This window comes from Laedolimicola ammoniilytica (assembly GCF_025567165.1).
Lineage (GTDB): Bacteria > Bacillota > Clostridia > Lachnospirales > Lachnospiraceae > Laedolimicola > Laedolimicola ammoniilytica.
On the sequence record NZ_JAOQKC010000028.1, the window covers coordinates 16,245 to 35,633 of the forward strand.

Sequence of the window (19,389 nt, forward strand, 5' to 3'; positions counted from 1 at the left end):
CTCACGGGTCTTGGCATAATTTACGATGTGAGTACGCAGAACAGCGATCTCTGCCATGCGCTTTTCAGCCGCTTTGATCTGCGCCGAAAGTTCATTGTGATGTGCCGTGGCAGCCGTAGCCTTTTCTTCCAAAACCGCATACTCCAGCAGATTGTTCTCTGACAGGTAATTCATGGTCTGCGCCATTTGTTTCAGATTAAAAACTTTAGCCCATCGAGCATAGCCAGCACCTTTTCCAGCCTGCAATTTTGCCTGAATGTCCACCAGCAGATTGACCTTCGGCGGCTCTGCCTGTGTGACGGTTTTCTTTCGCGGGGTATGTGCTTTCTTCCCTAAGAGAACTGCCCGCAAATCTTCCAATCCATATCCTTCGCCCAGACTGTCCATGCGGGCGGCTTTCTCCCAACCAGAGAGCTTCAGTCGATACGATTTTCCGCGCTTTGAGACTTCACAATCATACTCTTGCAACAGCTTCAGCAGTTCTTCAAAGTCAGCAGGACTTTGTGATAATGCGTTGTCAATCGCCACACGAAGCAGCTCTCGGTGAGATGGCTTTGCCTGATCGCCCAGCCATTTGTTATAGCTCTTTCCGTAAAGTTTCGGATTCTCTACAATGGACAGTCCATTCTCAATACAGATGGTGTCACTTAGCCGACGAACCGCCTTGGTACTGCCCCAAAAATTGCGGAACTTCCGGTCATATTCTAAGCTGACCGATGACCAGATAATGTGATTATGAATGTGCGACTTGTCTATGTGAGTGCAGACCACAAAGGCATGATTTCCTTTAGTAAAACGCCTTGCAAATTCTACGCCCAGACGGTTGGCTTCTTCCGGGGTAATCTCACCGGGGCGGAAGGACTGGCGCACATGATAGGCAATCACATCATCTGTACCACGCACTCGTCCGGTAGCGGCAATGTATTGCCTCTTTGCCAGAAGAAACTCTGCATCCGCAGTCCGGCTGTCACACGCATAGCCGGTAATGAGCCTGCCGTTATCTGTTTTCTTTGGATTGGCCACATAGTCGATGATGTCACTGATCGCCCGACTCTCTGTGCGGCCTTTGCCGACATGAAGCGGCATGATTCTTGTAGTTGCCATAATAGAAGGCCCTCCTCTCATAAATATTTTTGTTTTCGCTGAACTCTTTGCTTCTATCGTTGCAATAACTTTCTCCGCTGGGTATAATAAAAAAGAATATTCTACAACCTCAAAGGAGGGATTTCTATGATAGAACAGCTCATTGCTGAAGCAACCGAATGTGATTTCAAAGTTGCTCTCGAAACAAAAAAGCCAAAAAGCTGGTTAAAAAGTGTCAGTGCCTTTTCCAATGGAATCGGCGGCACTCTGTTTTTCGGAGTCTCCGATGACCGGGAGCCTATCGGCTTGTCCGATGTTCAAAAGGATGCTGAAGCGATCAGCCGCTTAATCAAAGAACGTATCACACCATTACCTCAGTTTATCTTAAAACCATTACAGGAAGATGGTAAAAATCTATTAGCTCTGGAGGTTTCTCCCGGCCGTAGCACCCCATATTATTACAAGGCAGACGGCGTGATGGAGGCATATATCCGTGTTGGAAATGAAAGCGTAATTGCCCCGGATTACATTGTGAATGAACTGATCTTAAAGGGAACCAATCAGTCCTTTGATACCCTAACAACAGATGCGGTAAAAAAGGATTACAGCTTTACACTTCTGGAAGCAACCTATCTGGAACGGACTGGTCTCCGCTTTGAGCCATCCGATTATGTCTCCTTCGGTTTGGCTGACAAAAATGGGTTCTTGACCAATGCCGGAAAGCTCATGACCGATCAGCACACAGTCTATAACTCCCGTATGTTCTGTACCCGGTGGAATGGCTTGGAAAAAGGCTCTATCTTTGATGATGCGCTGGACGATAAGGAATACGAAGGGAATCTGATTTATCTACTGAAAAGCGGCAGTGAATTTATTCGCAATAATTCCAAAGTCCGTTTTGTCAAAGAGGCACAGTATCGTGTAGACAAGCCGGATTATGCTGAACGAGCTGTGACAGAGGCTCTTGTCAATGCGCTTATCCATCGTGATTATATTGTGCTTGGCAGCGAAATCCATATTGATATGTTTGATGATCGGGTGGAAATCACATCTCCGGGCGGTATGTTTGGCGGCGGCTCAATTCAGGAATACGATATTTACAGTATCCGTTCCATGCGACGAAACCCTGTGATTGCTGACCTGTTCCACCGCATGAAGTACATGGAACGCCGTGGAAGTGGCCTGCGCAAAATCGTCAGTGAAACCGAAAAGCTGCCTGGATACACAGCGGCATATAAGCCTGAATTTTCCTCAACAGCGACAGATTTCAGAGTTATTTTGAAAAATGTGAATTACCATCATGGCCCTTCTATCATAGAAACGACCCATGATAAGACCTATGACGCAACCCATGATGCAACCCATGATAAAATCCTTGCATTTTGCATAGAACCACATTCAAAATTAGAAATCGCAGAACACTGTGGATACAAAAACACAAAAAACTTTACACAAAAATATCTGCGTCCGCTATTGAACAATGGAACACTCAAAATGACACTTCCCGATAAACCGAAAAGTAAACATCAAAAATATATTACAGTTCGTTCCGAATAAACAGAGAAGCAGGGCATTGGGTCTCATCTCCCATTGTCCTGCTTCTTTTCATTCCAAATTATATTCACATCATTTACCCATACACCCAATCCTGGATTGCAAATTTCAAACTCTGCACCTTGCCCAGCAGACAGATTGCAGCCAGCGGTAGCCCCATCGGGCTAATCAAAAATGCCATAACCAGCAAAATCACACCATTCTGCGGGGAATAGGTAATCAGCACAGCCACGCCAAGCAGAGCAATTACCGTGCTTAGTAGACCAAGCACCAGACCGGATATGTAGATCAGCCCCGTGCAGAGCCAGACAAAAAGCGTCAACGCCAAAATGACCGGTGCAGTTACGATCATCAGCAGACATTTCAAAATCTTCATTCCTGTTCCTCCTTCCAACGCTCCAGATGCCGTTTGCACAGGGCATCCGCTTCTCTCTCATCATCTTCCGTCACTTCCCGTTTTCCTTTGGTCAGTTCAATCTCCAGATAAGTCCGGTAATCATCGGCTAAGAGGTCGAACAGTTCCTTGGGAGTATGGCACACCTCGCCAGAGCAATAGTGAAAGTCCTGGTCAAATTCAACTCTTACACATCCGTGGCGGCTTATATAAACTTCTATGGTCTCGTCTGCGGTCAGGTAATCCGCAAAAATCTCCAGCACCTTTTCAAAGGTCAGCATCTGTTTTCACTCCTTTGCTACGCTTCTTATTCTACTCATATTATCCGGTACGGACAGGCAAAAGACAAGGATACAGACAAAAAGAAAAAGCGGAGGAAGGTGCGGCGAAGAAACGCCGTTCCTCCCTCCGCAAATGGAGTATCTATCCCTGTTATGAAAGTTTGGAGAGTTGGGTAAGGATTTCCTTCACACCCTCCCACAGTTGTTCCTGCCGCTGGGATATATCCTCCAAGTCAGCATTATAAACCCGCCCGGTCTCATGCACTTTGCGGGTCAGCTGATTCAAGTTGTTGCTGCTTCGGCGCATCAGGGAGACCAACTCCTTCAGCTCCGGCAGTTCCAGCTTGATCACATAACCATCCAGCGCCATTTTCCGCAGATAAGCGCTCAAATTCTCTGTCCCGTATTGCTGCATCTTTTGATGGATCAATTCCAGTTCTTCTGCGGACACCCAAAACAAAACCGGCACATCCCGCTTGCGCTTTGCCATGGTTATCGCTCCGGCTCCCGTTTTTTCGGGGAGGCAGACTTATGGGCGGGCAGCTCCTGTTTGAGCTTATCCCGTACTGAGGGACGGGACGGTTCCAGTTTTTCTCTCTGGGTACGGCTGCGCTGCTGTTCTTCACGCACCAGATCAATAAAACCATCCAGCACAGCAGGGTGGCTGTTTAAGGCATAACCACAACGGACGGTTTCAGGATTATCATTAGGAATGGTCTTAGCCCATTCTTTGTTGCGTCGGGAGTAGCGCCCATCCCAGTCCTGAAGCTGGACCGTGTTAGACAGAACCATAGACACACGCTCCATGCCATAGGTCTCGATCACACCCTTTGCCGCATCGTGGCTAAGATACATTCCGTCGAAGTGCTCCCGCACCGCCGCTTCAATGGACTCCTTGCATTGGCGATTTACATTGTTGGAAGCTCGGTACTGCTCCAGCTCCCCATGTTCTCTCGCATAGACAGCTGAATGGGGATAGACCGGTGTTGTTCGCAGTTCCTCTTTAGCCCTGCACACATCGTCGGCACGGTTCTCAATGCTGTCCCGGATCACATCCATGTAACTGGTCTCCAGCTTTTCAAAATAGCGGTACACATCCGCCAACGGCGAAGAAGATTCCAAAAGTGCCTGGGCCTGGGCGTCGGTAAGCTCCAGTTCCTCCATCGCCATCACAATATCCTCACGGACAGTATATTCATAGGTGTGGTGCAGGATTTCTTCCGGGGGCTGGCTTTTCAACCAGTCCCTGTATTTTTCCTGCTCAGTGGCCATCTTTTCATAAAGGGCCGTATTCAGATCGTTGGTATTCATGTTATCGCACCTCCTCATGCTGTTTTGGTTTCTTGTCTGTACTGCGGGGCGTCACCGGGCGTTTTAGGTTATCCAGCACCGAAGTCCGTGTGCTTTTGGCAACAACAGCCTCGGCGTGTGCCTGTCCCTTTCCGTCGATGTTGAGCAAAGTATCCAGCTCCACCAGACGGGCATTTTTGCTTCGCAGTTCTTCTTCGTAGAGGAATGGCTTTCCGACTTCCTCCTTTGCGGCATCCTGCTGCTGATAGAGGTTATCCAGCTGGGCCTTTGCCGCCTCCAGACGCTGGGGCATCTGAGCGAGGGCATTGTCGATACGGGTAAGGTTTCCGCGAGGGTCTGTACCAAGGGTTGCCCTGTGGGTCATCTGGCCTTTCAGCAGGAGCGTATATTCCTGTTTCCATGCGGAAAATTCCACGGACATGGCATAGCCCCGGTAGCTGCCAATCTGCACCGGATCGGAGGTTTTGACCTCCTTGCAGGCATCCAGAAGTGCTGCACCGGCATTCTCCTTATCGGTCAGCAGGTCTCCACGAATCTCCATACCGACAAAGCTGTCCTCCGGGTGCGGGTGCGCTGCCAAAACCTCCAGATCGGATTCAAAGCCCTTGATAAAACCTTTGTGCTTTTCAATCTCCTCCGGGAAGTATTTGAGCAGCTGATCCTCCAGACGATACTGCTTGCTCTGGTGATCGGCTTTCATCAGCTTCAGGCGGGATACCTCCACATCCAAATCCATACGCTCCTTGATGCGGGGATCTCCGGCGCACAGGGCTTTGATCTCGGCAAAGGAAAGCGCCGTTTCATCCACATCATCGCAGGAGCGCACCGGCGATTTAGAAGTCATGATCTGACTGATGAATTTTTGCTTGTTCTCCACCGTCTGCCAGAGGTATGCGTCAAAGGTTCCTTCTGTCACATAGCGGTACACATGGACAAGAGGATTCTGGTTGCCCTGGCGCTCGATACGGCCCTTGCGCTGGGCAAGGTCTCCCGGTCTCCACGGACAGTCCAGGTCATGAAGTGCCACCAGACGGTCCTGCACATTGGTGCCTGCGCCCATCTTGGCGGTGCTGCCCAAAAGGACACGCACCTGACCGGTACGGACTTTAGAGAACAACTCCTTTTTCCGCACTTCGGTATTGGCTTCATGGATAAAAGCGATCTGGTCGGCAGGCATTCCCTGAGCAATGAGTTTCTGACGAATATCGTCATATACCGTAAAGACCGGTTCCTGCTCCGGCAGAGGCACAGCGCCTTCCAATGCGTGAAGCAGTGGATTATCCAGCGTTTTCGCCGCCTTGCTTGCAGGAGCTTTTGCCTGCGGTGTAGAAATGTCGCAGAACACCAGCTGGGTCAGCTTGTCAGCTTTGCCATCCCGCCAGATCTGCATGATGTTGTCCACGCATTGATTGACCTTTGTGCCAGGTTCATCCGGCAGCATCTGGTTGACGATTCTCTGATCCAGGCCCAGCTTACGGCCATCCGAGGTAATCTTGAGCATATTGTCCTGGGACGGGTCAACGGTTCCGCTGTGTACCAGCGATGCACGCTCCGAAAGGGTCTTGACCATTTCCTGCTGATGTTCGGTAGGCTGCGCCACGATGTTGTGGTATTCCACCTCCGGGGTGGGCAGATTCAGCTGGTCGGCAGTCTTAATGTCGGCCACTTCTTTGAACAGGTTCATCAGCTCCGGCAGATTAAAGAACTTGCTGAATCTCGTTCTTGCCCGGTAGCCGGTGCCTTCGGGAACGAGTTTGTCAAGATGATTTTTGCAAATTTTCTAAATTCAAATAGTTATCTGCTGAAAAATCTCCCAACATCTCGTGTCTGCATATTTCTTGAAATACCGTATTCAAAGGCTTCTTTGCTCTTTCCGATTGCTTCACATTGACAATAAAAGTTGTTTTGCCTATTCGTGTTGTATAAGATAAAGTGTTTTCTTTCATATAATCCGTTTCTCCTTTTCCAAAATTGACTGTGGGGCATTCCCTTTGGAACACCCCACAAATACATCTGTTTCATCAGAACATATCAAGAAGTCATTAAGTCGTGAGTATAATGGAAATGGTTATCTTTCCATACCACGCTTGTTTCTGCGTTCCTTGATACGCTCCTGTCTTGCTTTTTCCCTTGCTTCTTTTTCGGCTTGTAACTGTGCTTCTCGCAAAGAAAAAAGTTGCCTTACTTTTTCGGTAAAAAGTTTGGCAACTTCGGGGAAATGCTCTAACGCTTCAAGAAAAGGTCTGCACTTTTCTTTCAGTTCGTTGTATTTGGTTTTCATTCGTTCCAATGCGTTTGCACTGTCCATATATTTCTGTCGGTAATAAGTGGCACTCTGCTCAAATTTTTTGATTTCCGCACGACTGGTAATACCCTCTTTGGCAAGGGCAGTCAGTTGAGAATAATCCTCTTTGGAGATTGCCATTTTACCTGTGATTGTTTTCTGCCCCATACTGTCAATCTCATTTAAGGTTTTGGAAATATGACGGGCAGGCTCATACTTAACTTGCTCTTTCTGAATACGCTTCTGCAACCTCTCCAATCGCTCTTTGTCCTGTTGGATTTGATATTGCAGGGAAGTTAAATGCTCTGCTGTACTTCCGTATTCGCCACGCTGAAAGCCTTTGAATCCTTGTTCCGTCATATAGTTAAACAATTCGTCTTGCAGTATGCTGTACGACGCTCGGAACATCGGCTTACCGTTCTTTCTTAGCAACGGATTTCCTTTTTCATCGGCCAGCGGAATATCCGATTTCCATTTCTTTGAATGGCTAATCTGATTAACAACTTCCTTGACTGTTCCTCGCAGTTCGGGGTCTTTACAACGCTTACTCCATAAGATTTCTTTCTCCACCACTGGCAGAACCATAGCGTGAAGATGATAATGGTAAACCTCTTTTCCAAGTTCCTCACTGGCTGCTATATTGATTTCATCAGCGTGCATTACTGCCGATATAACATTGTCAGCACCGAATTTTTCTTCGATGAAATGATAGGCTTCTTCATAAAACTGCTTTGCGTATTCATAGCCACCATTACGCTCAAAGTACATCGCGTTCACATCAATCACAATTTCATCAAACAGCGTTGCGTCTTTCCTCAACCCACGAAGCGACACCTGCCCGTCTGTTTCCATCTGCTTTAACTGTTCCATATAGGTCGGGGCAGTCGTTTTTTTGAAATGCACATTAAAGGGTATTCGCTCCACAATCACATTCATATTTTCGTAAGTTTCATTCTTGCGTTCGTTGTGCCTTTCCGCCTTGCTCACATCAGAAGCGGTGTATTGTTTTACCCTTGCACAACTCATATCTGCCTTGTTGGTTTTTGCCATTTTGCTCTCCTTTCTCAGCAGGAGGCGAAGCCATTACACAACATTCTTTGAATGTGTGTAACCCACTATGACACTTTCAGACTTCGTCTGCAAAGATGTCGTGGGCAAGGGAGTTCCCCCTTGACCTCCTTTTGATACCTCAATCATAAAAACAGGCTGTCCAATCATCAGACAGCCTGCTTTTATTCTCTCGGTATATCGCCCATCGGCAAAGACCAGTACCACAGAAAGCCTCGTTTTCGTGAGATAACGCCTGCTTTCTTCTTTGCCTTTTTGATGGTCGATTTCTTGAACCCTGCGGCTTCAAGTCTTTCTTCACAATCCGAAGAAAGCATTTCTCCGTCTTTCAGCATTTCTAAAAGAAATTCTTTCGCCTTGATTTCCTTGTCGTTCGGTCTGCCCATTTTAGGGGCAAGGGACTGGAACGCTTCTTCTGCTGTCATTTCCATTTCAGAGATAAAGTCCACGCCCTTTTCTGCCACCTCAAAGAGAATTGCCGAGCCTGTCGGGGCAAGGTTGGATTTCACTTGCACCATATATCTTTCCGCTGGAGCTTCTTTGTTCGGTGTGCGTGTGATTGCAAGAATACTTCTTGCAGCACCCGCAATATCAATCGAACCGTTGGTGCGATAAAGTGGGTTCGTATCTCTCATCTTGTTCATATGAGCGATAATCACAATGGCACAGCCAGTATTCTTTGCAACCGCTATCAGATGATTAAACTCTGCTCGTGTTTCGTTGGCATTGTTCATTGAGCAGTTCTCTCCGATATAGGAACTCATCGGGTCAAGAATTAAAAGTTTTGCGTGGTACTTTTCGATTGCTTCAGCAATACGGTTATCCCCAAAGGATAAAGATTTTTCATCTTCCTTGATGAAGATAAGGTTTTCTCCGTTCCCACCGGCAGAATTAAAACGGGGTACTACCGTATCGTCTGCATCATCTTCCGTTGTCTGATAGATGATAGTCATAGGTTCAACTTCTTCATCGGTAAAGGGCAAGGCTTCTCCTTTTGAGAGCAGGGCGGCTATGGAAAGCATTAACTTGCTTTTCCCATCGCCAGGATCGCCCTGCAAGAGCGTAACCTTGCCGAACGGAATATACGGATACCACAGCCATTTCACTTCTTTCGGTTCAATCTCACTTGCCTTTACAACTTCAAGAGGTACAGTTACATTTATTTCATTTTCCATTTTCATCATTGTTCTTCGTTCTCCTTTTTGATAAATACTTCGGGCAATACACCACGATACAGCGGAAACTCTGCTTGCAGTCATTACTGCATTTTCTGCAAAGGTCGTTGTAGGTAATGCGATTTCTTTCATTCAGAAACAACGCCCACTCTTGTTTCCGTTTCTTACTCATTCTCGGCATATCAATCCTCCTTTCCGTCTGAAAACAAAAAAACCACAGGGAAGATACTCAGAGCCTTGTTTCTGTCATTTCTCGGGGCGAAAATCGGGCAAAATTGCCTTTCTAAGCCTTTCTAAAAATCACACAAGGTATTTGTACTAACCTGTGGTTATGTATGAAATTGTAGGGTTTGGGGCAACAAAAAACACCGTATTTCTACGATGTTTTCTGCGTTCTAATAGATTGTTGATTATCTGCGTAAAACTGAAAGTTTCACTTTTATTATTGTTTCTTGTTTGAAACTATACTGCCGATTACCTGAACAATTAGAGCCATTCCTAAACCAACTACGCCGCCTGCTAAAATAATCATAATAATTTCATCATAATTAAATCGGTTTGCAGCAAAAGACCATATTCCTGCTATGGTTGCAAATATTAAAACAAACCCTAAGTACAACGTCTTAACAGTCTTTCTATTCGTTGTTGATACTGGTTCTATTCCTTTAAGAATATAATCCGTTGTGACTTCAAAAAGTTCGCTCATAGCGATTACTTTTTCTAAATCGGGTGTGCTTTGTTCACTTTCCCATTTTGATACAGCCTGTCTTGATACACCAACCTTATCAGCAAGTTCCTCCTGCGAATATCCTTTTTGTTTTCGTAAATATTGTATTCTGTCTGCTATATTCATTGTCAGTTCTCCTTTCCTTTTGACAAAATCATAGCATTTTTTATAGTTGCATTACCACCACCTATGCTTGGAAATGTGTCAACCAACGGTTTCAATCAAGTTTTTCAGTTCAAAAATGTATTAAAAAATTCGGAAAATTCAAAGTTTCCTTTGCTTAAAAAATCCCTTTATTGTATTTAATTTGTCCATACAACATAAAGCCTAATCCGACAATAACTGCTGGAAGAATAATAAATCCCATAATCTCTTCACTCCAAAATGAAACTATAAAACCTAACACCAAAGATATTCCGATAATCAGTGTTCCTGTTCCAACGGCTTTTCCATACTTTGGTATATCTTCTTCTTTTACTTTTCGCCTATTGTAAGAATGAATTGTACTGATATTGCCTTTGATATTTACAATTCCCATAACAGATATGAACACTCCTAAAATCAACAACATAATGTTCTCCATAATTACCTCCTAAAAATAGAACAGTTCTTCAAATTTCTTGTCTAAAGCAATACATAAAATCAATGCCAACTTTGCTGTTGGGTTGAACTGTCCAGTTTCAATAGAACTAATGGTATTTCTTGAAACTCCTACCATTTCTGCAAGCTGTGTTTGAGAAAGATTTGCTGCTGTACGAACTTCCTTTAAGTGATTTTTCAAATGTAATTGCTCTTTCATATGCTCACCTCTAAAATTTGGCGAACAAATCCAACAAATGCCAAAACGGAAAGAATGAAAAACATAATGGTCAATAGCAAATCACTCCTTCGTTTCATTTTGATAAAGCGAACTAACCATTGTGTCGCAAGAATACTGAAATATATAACCCAAGGACTGTAAATCATAGTATGGGCAAGCATAGAAGATAGCAAAGAAAGCAGACAACACACCAAAGCCCCCACTCTACTTGCGTGACTTCCTGCTCGATATATCATTTCCATTTCAGCCAAGTCTTTATTTTGATGTTCTTTTCTACTTGCGTTTAAGATTTCTTCCTTTTTCATAAGAATACCTCCGTTCCAAGTTTTCTTTGCACACCTTAATTATACTCATACCAAGTTTTCTTGTCAATAGCGTTCATACAAAAGTTACAACCATATATAAGGGAATGGCATATCAGATACGGGGTTTATACCTGTTTGCGTTATACTTTTCTACCACTTCCATTACACTCACGACTTAATAACTTCTTGAATACTTGCCGAAAAAGAAAACTGCCATCCGTTAAGACAGCAGTTCCTTTTCGGTTGGTATGCTATTAGGAATACACAATATCGTTCAATACAATCTCATCTGCACAGGCTCGGATATTATTCATCAATCCGACCCATCTCATCATATCCTCCGCTTTCAGTTGTTCCGTCACACCTTGTTTTCTTGCCATTTCCTTTATCAGATACTCCGCCATATTACACGCCGAAGTATCAATTTCAGCAAGGTGTTCATATAACTTTCCGCTTGTAAGCAGATTGCAATATAAGACTTTCCTATGCTCCCTCAAATATCTTTCCCTCATTCTTCCGTATTTTGTGAGCGTAGGCGGTTCTTCGTTTTCTATCGTCAAGCAGGGATAGTAATAATCTCCGATGAGTTCGTACTGGATACCAGTTCTTTCGTCTGTAATAAATCTTTGCATTCTGATTTCTCCTTCTGCTTCTTGTGATAAAATTCCAAAGACTTCTCGTTATGGTTTATCTTTTGACATTCTTCGGAACAGAATTTCTGCTGACTGTGTGTAGGCCAGTAGGTACTGCCACACACAGCACAGACACGCTGACGATAATAATGATTTCCTTTTTCAGCTTCTCTGTCGGCTTTTGTCTTGTCCTGCCTTGCCTGATAGCAACAATCTTTTGAACAGAATATCTGTCGGTTACTTGTAGGCACAAACTCTTTTTGACAGTGAGGACATATCTTTGTCTTGACGATTTCTCCACCGTTTTCAGCGAGTTTTTTCGCCTTTCGCTTCTCTCGGTAGGCTTTTTCACGCTCACGCTGTTTTGCCAAGCGTTCCATCTCAATCTGTTCTTCCTGTGCCTTTATTTCAGCAAGTTCTTCTTCTGTATAGGCAATATCGACCTGCCCGACATAGTTGAAGTAAATATCAACCTTTTGTGTCCTTGCTTTTCCCACACCCTCTGCTTCATAAACCACAATCTTGTCAATGAGTTCAGCAAACATCAAATCGGAAATTTCTGTCGGCTCTTTGCACTTGCGAATTAAAGAAATGAAATGCTTAATATCAACAGCATTTACTTTTTCTTCGGTAAGTTCCTTTTCCATTTCCTCAATCTTCGTTTCCAGCTCAGCCTGTTCGTCATCGTACTGCTTCATCAGTTGCTTATACTGTCTTTCGGGCAGTAATCCCGAAACAAGATTTTCATACAAGCCACGAATAAGTTTAGACAATTCATCGTATCGCTTCTGAAAACGGTGCAATTCCGATTTATTGTGCTTTGGCTTTTCTGTCTGCTTTTCATTCCAAAGTGCTTGAAGTTCCTTTGCAAAGTCTTCTTCGTCATTCAGAACAAATCTTGATAATCGTTTGACAGCCGATAATATCAAGGCTTCAACATTATCAGCACTAATTGAATGGGCAGAGCAGGAGTTTACTTTGCTTGCATATCCGCCGCAACGGTAAGAATACTGCACCGAACGGTCTTTTTTACTGTAATGCGTTTGCAGGGTCATTCTTCTGCCACAATCCGCACAGTACAGATAACCGCTTAAACGGTTGCTATGCGTTCCTCTTGCCGCTGTCCTGTTCGCTCGTTTCTTTCGCTTCTGAACGCTGTCCCAAAGTTCCTGCGAGATGATAGGCTCGTGCGTATTATAAAATACATACTGTTCATCTTCATCGGTATTCTTTCTTTTGTGCAGTTTGAAATTGGTGCTGACCGATTTACGCAAAACAGTATGACCGAGATATTCCTGTCTGCTTAAAATCGCTCTTATGGTTGACATTCCCCAAAGATACGGGTCTGAAAACTTTGTTCCGTTATACTGTTCGGGGTGATATTCCTTTGCGTGTGCAGCCGGAATTAAAACCTTTTCTTCGGTAAGCAATTCAGCGATTGCTCTCGGACTTTTGCCCTCGTTGGCAAGCAAAAAGATACGCTTTACCACCGCAGAAGCCACAGGGTCAACGACAAGCGTTTGTTTGTCGGTTGCTAATCGGTTATATCCATAGGGAATTGAACCGCTACAACGCTTTCCGTCTTTCATACGGGCGTCAAACACAGCCTTGATTTTATTGCTTGTGTCTTTTGCGTACCATTCGTTCATTATATTCAAAAATGGGGCAAAGTCATTGTCAGAAGCATTATTGCTGTCGATACTGTTATTTATCGCAAGGAAACGGACATCTTTCTGTGGGAACAGAACTTCCGTATAAAAACCGACTTGCAGATAGTTTCGCCCTAATCGGCTCATATCCTTAACAATAATCGTTGCGACATTTCCTGCTTCTACTTCCTTAATCAACTCCTGAAAACTCGGACGATTGAAATTTACACCCGAAAAACCATCGTCAGTAAAATGGCGAATATTCGTGAACCCATTTCTGCGAGCATAATCTTCCAAGTATTTCTTTTGGTTGGTTATTGAATTTGATTCACCATTGAGGTCATCATCTCTTGATAAACGCTCATAGAGTGCTGTAATCTTTGAAGTCCTTGACATTCTCTTATCCTCCTTTCTTTATGTAATCTGATTTAGCATTACAGGAATTACTCCCTCTGCTAATAGGAGAAAATAGGGGTACAAAGCGGAACTGTTTTTCAAAAAAATCAAAAAAATTTTTGAAGTTCTGAAACCGACTTTGATAACCTATTTTCAATTTAGGAACGCATTATTTATCGTCCTACTAAAGTATAGCCCTCCGGTGCCAGCTCCAAAGCTGTGACGGTCTCTCCAAATCGGGAAGCCCAGCAGTCGAAGTGGGTCATGTTCAGCTCTTGCAGGCGTTCATACTGAAGGTAACGCTGCATGGTGTAAAGCTCGGTCATGGAGTTGCTGACAGGTGTGCCGGTGGCAAAAATCACGCCACGGTTTCCGGTGATCTCATCCATATAGCGGCACTTGGCAAACATATCGGAGGATTTCTGCGCGTCCGATGTGGAAAGACCAGCCACATTCCGCATTTTTGTGTATAGAAACAGGTTTTTATAGTTGTGGGCCTCGTCCACAAACAAACGGTCCACACCCAGCTGCTCGAAGGTTACCACATCGTCTTTTCGCCCTTCGGCTTGCAGCTTTTCCAGTCTGGCTTCCAGAGACTTTCTGGTACGCTCCAGCTGCTTGACGGTAAAACGCTCGCCGCCGCTGGCCTGTACCTCTGCAATTCCCTCAGTGATCTCGTCGATCTGTTCATAGAGAAGCCGTTCCTGACGCTCCCGGCTGATGGGGATACGCTCAAACTGGCTGTGTCCCATGATGATGGCGTCGTAGTCACCGGTCGCAATACGGGCGCAGAACTTTTTGCGGTTATGGGTCTCAAAGTCCTTTTTGGTGGTGACTAAGATGTTGGCAGAAGGATAGAGGCGCAGAAACTCCGACGCCCACTGCTCGGTCAGGTGGTTGGGAACCACAAAGAGAGATTTCTGGCACAAGCCCAGGCGTTTGGCTTCCATCGCAGCAGCTACCATCTCAAAAGTTTTGCCTGCGCCTACTTCATGTGCCAACAGGGTATTTCCTCCATACAGCACATGGGCGATAGCGCTTTTCTGGTGTTCCCGCAGGGTAATGGCCGGGTTCATGCCGCCAAAAGTGATATGGCTGCCATCATACTCGCGGGGACGGGTAGAGTTCATTTCTTCGTTGTACTGGCGCACCAGAGTCTGGCGGCGCTCCGGATCTCTCCAGATCCAGTCCTTAAAGGCTTCCCGGATAGCCTGCTGTTTTTGTGCAGCCAGGGTGGTCTCCTTGGCGTTCAGCACGCGGCGCTCTTTTCCGTCTGCGTCCTCTATGGTGTCATAGATACGGACATCCCGCAGGTTCAGGCTGTCCTCCAAAATCTTGTAGGCATTGGCACGGCTGGTTCCATAGGTGGTGTAAGCTGCTACATCGTTGTAGGATACGGAAGATTTCCCCTTGATCTGCCATTCAGCAGTAAAGGAGGAATAGTTGACCTCGATACTGCGCTGGAGATAAAACGGGGTGTTGAAGGTCTCGTACATAAACTGCTGGATGTACTCTTTGTCGATCCAGGTAGCGCCCAGACGCACCTCGATCTCCGACGCATCCAGGTCTTTGGGCTGGGCGGCGGTAAGGGCTTCCACATTGACTGCATAAACCTGGTCCTGCTGTGCCGCCCGCTGCGCCTGGCGCAGTTTGCGGCGTACATTGCCGGAAAGGTATTCATCAGCAGTCACATAATGGGGCGATCCGTCCTGTTCCAGCTGTCCCGGTACACGAAAGATCACGCCTTGCAGTTCTCCGGCCAGTTCTTCTTTGGTTTTTCCGGTAAGCTGGCTCATATAGCCCATATCCACGCAGGCTTTTTCCGAGATAGACACCGCCAGTGCTTCGCTTGCCGTATCCACCACAGCCACCGCCTGATGGGGCTTGATGGTCCGTTTGGTGAACATATCCGCCTTGCGTTCCAGCTTTCCGTCCTCGTCGATGACTTCCAGCGCACAGAGCAGGTAATAGGAAGAATCATCTGCATAAGCCAGCCGGTTTGCACGGTCGTTGATGAGACCGTATTTGGCAGAAAAGCTGTCATAGAGCCGGTTCAGTTCCGCCTGCTTCTCCCGAATGGTGCTGTCTGGAACCGCTGCATCCATCTGAAGGTCGATCAGTTCCTGCACACAATCACGCAGTCCCACAAGACCTTTCACGCGGGCTTCGGCGGTGGCGTTGAGATCAGGGCGCACCATGCGGCTGTTTTCCCGGTAGTACACCTGTCCGTCTACAATGGCATAGGAATAGTTCTTCACATTTGGGTCAGCAGGAATGGAGGTGTCAATGGTTTCGCCCTCGCCCAGCTCCGGCAGTTCTGCCTCCTGATAAGTGCCATGAATGTACTTCACAGCATCATGCAGCTGATCGGCAAGCTCCAGCCCCTCAATGGGATTCACGGTGTAGTCCATGCCATGGGCGGTGCTTTCCGGTTCCTGTCGGCCCAGCACCATTTCCGGGTGGTCGATAAAATACCGGTTGATGGCAAAGCCGTCCTGCGTCTGTCCGGTCTGGGTCCACTCTGGTGCAATGTCCAGCAGGCGGTCCCGCTTTTGGAGGAAGATGATGTCCGATACCACCTCGGCACCGGCATTCTTTTTGAACGCGTCATTCGGCAGACGGATCGCTCCCAGCAGCTCAGCACGCTGGGCAAGATAGCGGCGCACGGTGGAATCCTTGGCGTCCATAGTATAGCGGGAGGTTACAAAAGCTACCACTCCGCCGGGACGCACCTGATCCAGTGCTTTGGCAAAAAAATAGTTATGAATACTGAAATTCAGCTTGTTGTAGGCTTTGTCGTTGACCTGATACTGACCGAAAGGTACATTGCCGATAGCAAGGTCAAAGAAGTCACGCCTATCGGTGGTCTCAAAGCCGCCTACTGTGATGTCCGCCTTGGGATAGAGCTGCTTTGCGATGCGCCCGGAAACCGGGTCCAGCTCCACGCCGTACAGACGGCTGTTTCTCATTTCCTCCGGCAGCATACCGAAGAAATTGCCCACACCCATAGATGGCTCCAAAATATTTCCGGTCTCAAATCCCATACGGCCCACCGCTTCATAGATGGCCTGAATGACCGTAGGGCTGGTGTAATGGGCGTTGAGGGTGGAGCTTCTGGCGGCGACATATTCCTCCGGGGTCAGCAGCTCTTTCAGCTGGGCATACTCGGAAGCCCATGCCGGTTTCTCCGGGTCAAAGGCATCAGAAAGACCGCCCCAGCCCACATAGCGGGATAGGACTTCCTGCTGTTCCGGGCTTGCCTGCTGTCCGGCAGCTTCCAGCTCTTTCAGCAAACGAATGGCATTGATATTTGCCTGGAACTTGGCTTTCGGACCGCCTTCACCCAAATGCTCATCGGTAATGCGAAAGTTTTTTGCATTGCGGCGCAGGTTAGCCTTGTATTCCTCATAAGATGCTTCCTCGGCAGCTTTGGCATTGGGAAAGGTCTGCCACTGGCCATTGACCTGAATGGAAACCGGGTGTTCATCCAACACTTCCTCAAAGGTTTTCTCCGGCTCAGTCACAGGGGCTGGTGGCTCCGGCTCCTCGATATGCAGTCGTTCCACCACCACATCATAAGGCAGATTGTTCTTATCGCCCGGATAGACGGCCATGGTCTCGGAATGGAAGGTCGGGGATTCGGTAGCCGGTTGGGGCTGTTCCTGTCCAAAACCGTCCTGCTGACGGGCATACATCCCGCGCAGCAAAGGTGCAACCTCATCCCAGCGGAAATACAGCATAGCCAGACGCTTTTCCTCTGCATCCATGACTTCCAGTTCTATGCCCCGTGCCGTGGTACGGTAATCGGCAATATCGCCAGTCTCCAGATTCAGTGTCTCGATCTCACCGGAATAGGCTCTGCTCAGCCAGTAGGCGATCTCGCTGTTGCTCCTGCCGGATTGCAGCAGCGTGGAAATCTGCTTTTTATCCGCTTCATCCATCAGTCCATGAGCCAATACATCCCGTAAGTCCTGATCCGCCTTGTCCGGGTCAATGGGAAGAAACTCGGTATAGTAAGCATTGCGGCGGTCTGCCCGAAGCAGCTGCTCGAACTGTTCTTTGCGCTCTGCCCGGTAGATGGGATATACCATCCCGGTGGGCAGAAGCTGTACGGTGTCCTCCCGCAGCTCGGTGATCTGATAGGCGTCATCCTCGATATACACGGTATCGCCCACGGCATAGACCGGGGCGGCGGGGTCATAGGAGGTTCTTTGCGGAATTGGGCGGCGAACTGCGTCATATTCCTCATCGGAAATGGAAACTTCGGAAGTCTGCTCTGTCTCGGCATCTGCGATCTGCTCGGCATCTGACATCACCTGTTGGATAAACGAATCATTGTCCGGTTTTTCCGGGTCTGCCACCTGGCCGTTGACGATCCCTCTTTCCTCCAGAGCTTCCCGGATGGCGATTGGGTCGATGTCGTCAAAACGGTCCTGTTCTTCTTCGGTATAGAACCGGTCCTCCTGAATCAGCTGGGCAAGCCTGCGCTGTACCTTCGGCCAGGGCAGCTGCGTTTCCTCCGGGCTTCCGGCACGGACAACGAACGGGATGTTGCTGCCACTGTATTCCTGAGCCAGCCATGCAGCGGTATCTTTCTCTCTTGCATGGTCTTTCATATAACGGACGACAGCGTGTTTACTCTCGATATTGCCGTTCCATGCACAAAGGGCAGTATCAATATCTTCCTGAGAAAGAGGGCGCAGAAGTTCATGGAGCTTTGGATAGGTTTCGTCGATCACTTCCCGGTGCAGTCGCTGTCGGAACTCCGGCACATCCGAATAGAGGCGAATCAGCTCCATATCCTTAGAACCAAGGACCGCACGGCGCACAGCGGCATTGCCCTCGATGACAGCATTTTCACGGTCAGAATGCCCGCAGGCATTGCGGTATGCGGCATCCTCGGAAATGGCGGCAGTCACCACAGTCTTATACTGCTCAAACTGCTCCCGAAGGGTAGGCTTTGGCGTTTCTTCCTCCACCTCCGGCTGCTGGGCTTGGATGGCATCTTCTTCTGCCAATTCCTTTTCAGCCTGGATTTTGTCATACTGCGCCTGTTCCTGTTCGGTAAGATAACGGCCTTTCTGGACAAGAGAGGTAATGCGCTTGGCAACCTTTTCCCAGTTCAAGTGAACATCCGGGCAGTCCTGCTTTTTATAGTGCAACCCTTTCCCGTCGTGATCTTCGCCGCTGTGTGTTGCGCCGGACAGGGCATGAGAGCGTCCGCCAATGCCATACTCGTCTTTGAGGAATCTCACTTTTTCCTTATCCGTATGGTTTTCCATGAAGAACGCATAGATACGGCCTTTTCCTCCGGCGAAACTGCTTCCGCCGGTCATGGCGGCGTCGATCTCATCCTCGGTAATAAAGTGCTGGACGGTTGGCACTTGGGAAAGCTCTGAAGAAAAGGTCCTGCGGGGCAGGTCAAGGTCCTTCAGGTTCTCCCAGATCTCTCTCGGTCTATGATAGTGAAAACGCAACAGGTCACGGTCCTGCTGATAGGCAGTCCAGAAGGCAGCGTATTCTTCCTTGAGGGTCTGGCGGAAAGCCGGTTCACTCAGCTGCTCCATCAGGCGGCGGGTCTCCTCCGGGAAACCATTGCCTTTGATTTCTGACAGGCAGGACAAATATCCGGCTTCTCTGGCTTCCTCGCTGAAATCGTGGTACAGATACCAGAGCTTTTCTGAAAGGAGGGAGCGTTCATAGCCTGCCG

Annotated in this window: 17 protein-coding genes and 1 pseudogene; 1 reads left to right on the forward strand and 17 read right to left on the reverse strand. The window is 47.3% G+C overall.

From position 1 onward, the window contains the following. A partial coding sequence (locus OCV63_RS15420) for a relaxase/mobilization nuclease domain-containing protein (RefSeq protein WP_158365197.1) occupies window positions 1-1,104 on the reverse strand: 1,104 nt, incomplete at its 3' end. 126 nt (window positions 1,105-1,230) lie between these two features. Between OCV63_RS15420 and OCV63_RS15425 the strand changes: the two genes are divergently transcribed. Next, window positions 1,231-2,640, forward strand: a complete 1,410-nt coding sequence (locus OCV63_RS15425; RefSeq protein ID WP_158365184.1) for an ATP-binding protein — start codon at window positions 1,231-1,233, stop codon at window positions 2,638-2,640. Between the two features lie 73 nt (window positions 2,641-2,713). Here the strand turns inward: OCV63_RS15425 and OCV63_RS15430 are convergent, their stop codons facing one another. The 16 genes and pseudogenes from OCV63_RS15430 to OCV63_RS15505 all read right to left on the reverse strand — a co-directional run. After that, window positions 2,714-3,013 (reverse strand): CD1845 family protein, encoded by a 300-nt coding sequence (locus OCV63_RS15430; RefSeq protein ID WP_158365185.1) that lies wholly within the window; start codon window positions 3,011-3,013, stop codon window positions 2,714-2,716. Beyond that, window positions 3,010-3,312, reverse strand: coding sequence for a hypothetical protein (locus OCV63_RS15435; protein ID WP_007045794.1), 303 nt, complete (start codon window positions 3,310-3,312; stop codon window positions 3,010-3,012). The genes OCV63_RS15430 and OCV63_RS15435 overlap by 4 nt, the downstream gene beginning before the upstream one ends. 151 nt (window positions 3,313-3,463) lie before the next feature. Beyond that, a complete protein-coding gene (locus OCV63_RS15440; RefSeq protein WP_158365186.1) occupies window positions 3,464-3,802 on the reverse strand; it encodes a plasmid mobilization protein in 339 nt (112 codons plus the stop codon). A 2-nt stretch (window positions 3,803-3,804) separates the two neighbouring features. Next, complete coding sequence (locus OCV63_RS15445; protein WP_158365187.1) at window positions 3,805-4,623, reverse strand: DUF3848 domain-containing protein; 819 nt, start codon at window positions 4,621-4,623, stop codon at window positions 3,805-3,807. Between the two features lies 1 nt (window position 4,624). Next, a pseudogene (locus OCV63_RS15450) lies at window positions 4,625-6,379 on the reverse strand (helicase-related protein); the annotation flags it as partial. Window position 6,380: 1 nt separating this feature from the next. After that, window positions 6,381-6,569 (reverse strand): hypothetical protein, encoded by a 189-nt coding sequence (locus OCV63_RS15455; protein WP_015533651.1) that lies wholly within the window; start codon window positions 6,567-6,569, stop codon window positions 6,381-6,383. A gap of 122 nt (window positions 6,570-6,691) precedes the next feature. Continuing rightward, a complete protein-coding gene (locus OCV63_RS15460) occupies window positions 6,692-7,957 on the reverse strand; it encodes a plasmid recombination protein (RefSeq protein WP_158365188.1) in 1,266 nt (421 codons plus the stop codon). A 182-nt stretch (window positions 7,958-8,139) separates the two neighbouring features. Then, window positions 8,140-9,159, reverse strand: a complete 1,020-nt coding sequence (locus OCV63_RS15465; protein ID WP_262670913.1) for an AAA family ATPase — start codon at window positions 9,157-9,159, stop codon at window positions 8,140-8,142. Further along, a complete protein-coding gene (locus OCV63_RS15470) occupies window positions 9,140-9,331 on the reverse strand; it encodes a hypothetical protein (protein ID WP_015533648.1) in 192 nt (63 codons plus the stop codon). Before OCV63_RS15470 ends, OCV63_RS15465 begins: the two co-directional genes overlap by 20 nt. A 261-nt stretch (window positions 9,332-9,592) precedes the next feature. After that, the gene (locus tag OCV63_RS17585; RefSeq protein ID WP_158365190.1) at window positions 9,593-10,003 is read right to left on the reverse strand and encodes a helix-turn-helix domain-containing protein; all 411 of its coding nucleotides are present in this window, start codon (window positions 10,001-10,003) and stop codon (window positions 9,593-9,595) included. A gap of 154 nt (window positions 10,004-10,157) precedes the next feature. Then, entirely contained in the window at window positions 10,158-10,460 is a 303-nt protein-coding gene (locus tag OCV63_RS15480; protein ID WP_015533647.1) for a DUF3784 domain-containing protein, read from the reverse strand. A gap of 9 nt (window positions 10,461-10,469) precedes the next feature. Continuing rightward, window positions 10,470-10,676 (reverse strand): helix-turn-helix transcriptional regulator, encoded by a 207-nt coding sequence (locus OCV63_RS15485; protein WP_015533646.1) that lies wholly within the window; start codon window positions 10,674-10,676, stop codon window positions 10,470-10,472. Then, on the reverse strand, window positions 10,673-11,002 hold the full coding sequence (locus tag OCV63_RS15490) for a DUF6442 family protein (RefSeq protein ID WP_015533645.1): 330 nt from the start codon (window positions 11,000-11,002) through the stop codon (window positions 10,673-10,675). The genes OCV63_RS15485 and OCV63_RS15490 overlap by 4 nt, the downstream gene beginning before the upstream one ends. A gap of 254 nt (window positions 11,003-11,256) precedes the next feature. Then, entirely contained in the window at window positions 11,257-11,634 is a 378-nt protein-coding gene (locus OCV63_RS15495; protein WP_054325472.1) for a TnpV protein, read from the reverse strand. Further along, window positions 11,559-13,679: a recombinase family protein gene (locus OCV63_RS15500; RefSeq protein ID WP_158365191.1), complete on the reverse strand. Its 2,121-nt coding sequence runs from the start codon at window positions 13,677-13,679 to the stop codon at window positions 11,559-11,561. Before OCV63_RS15500 ends, OCV63_RS15495 begins: the two co-directional genes overlap by 76 nt. A 173-nt stretch (window positions 13,680-13,852) precedes the next feature. Further along, window positions 13,853-19,389: SNF2-related protein (locus tag OCV63_RS15505; protein WP_158365198.1), on the reverse strand; the 5,537-nt coding region annotated here is incomplete at its 5' end.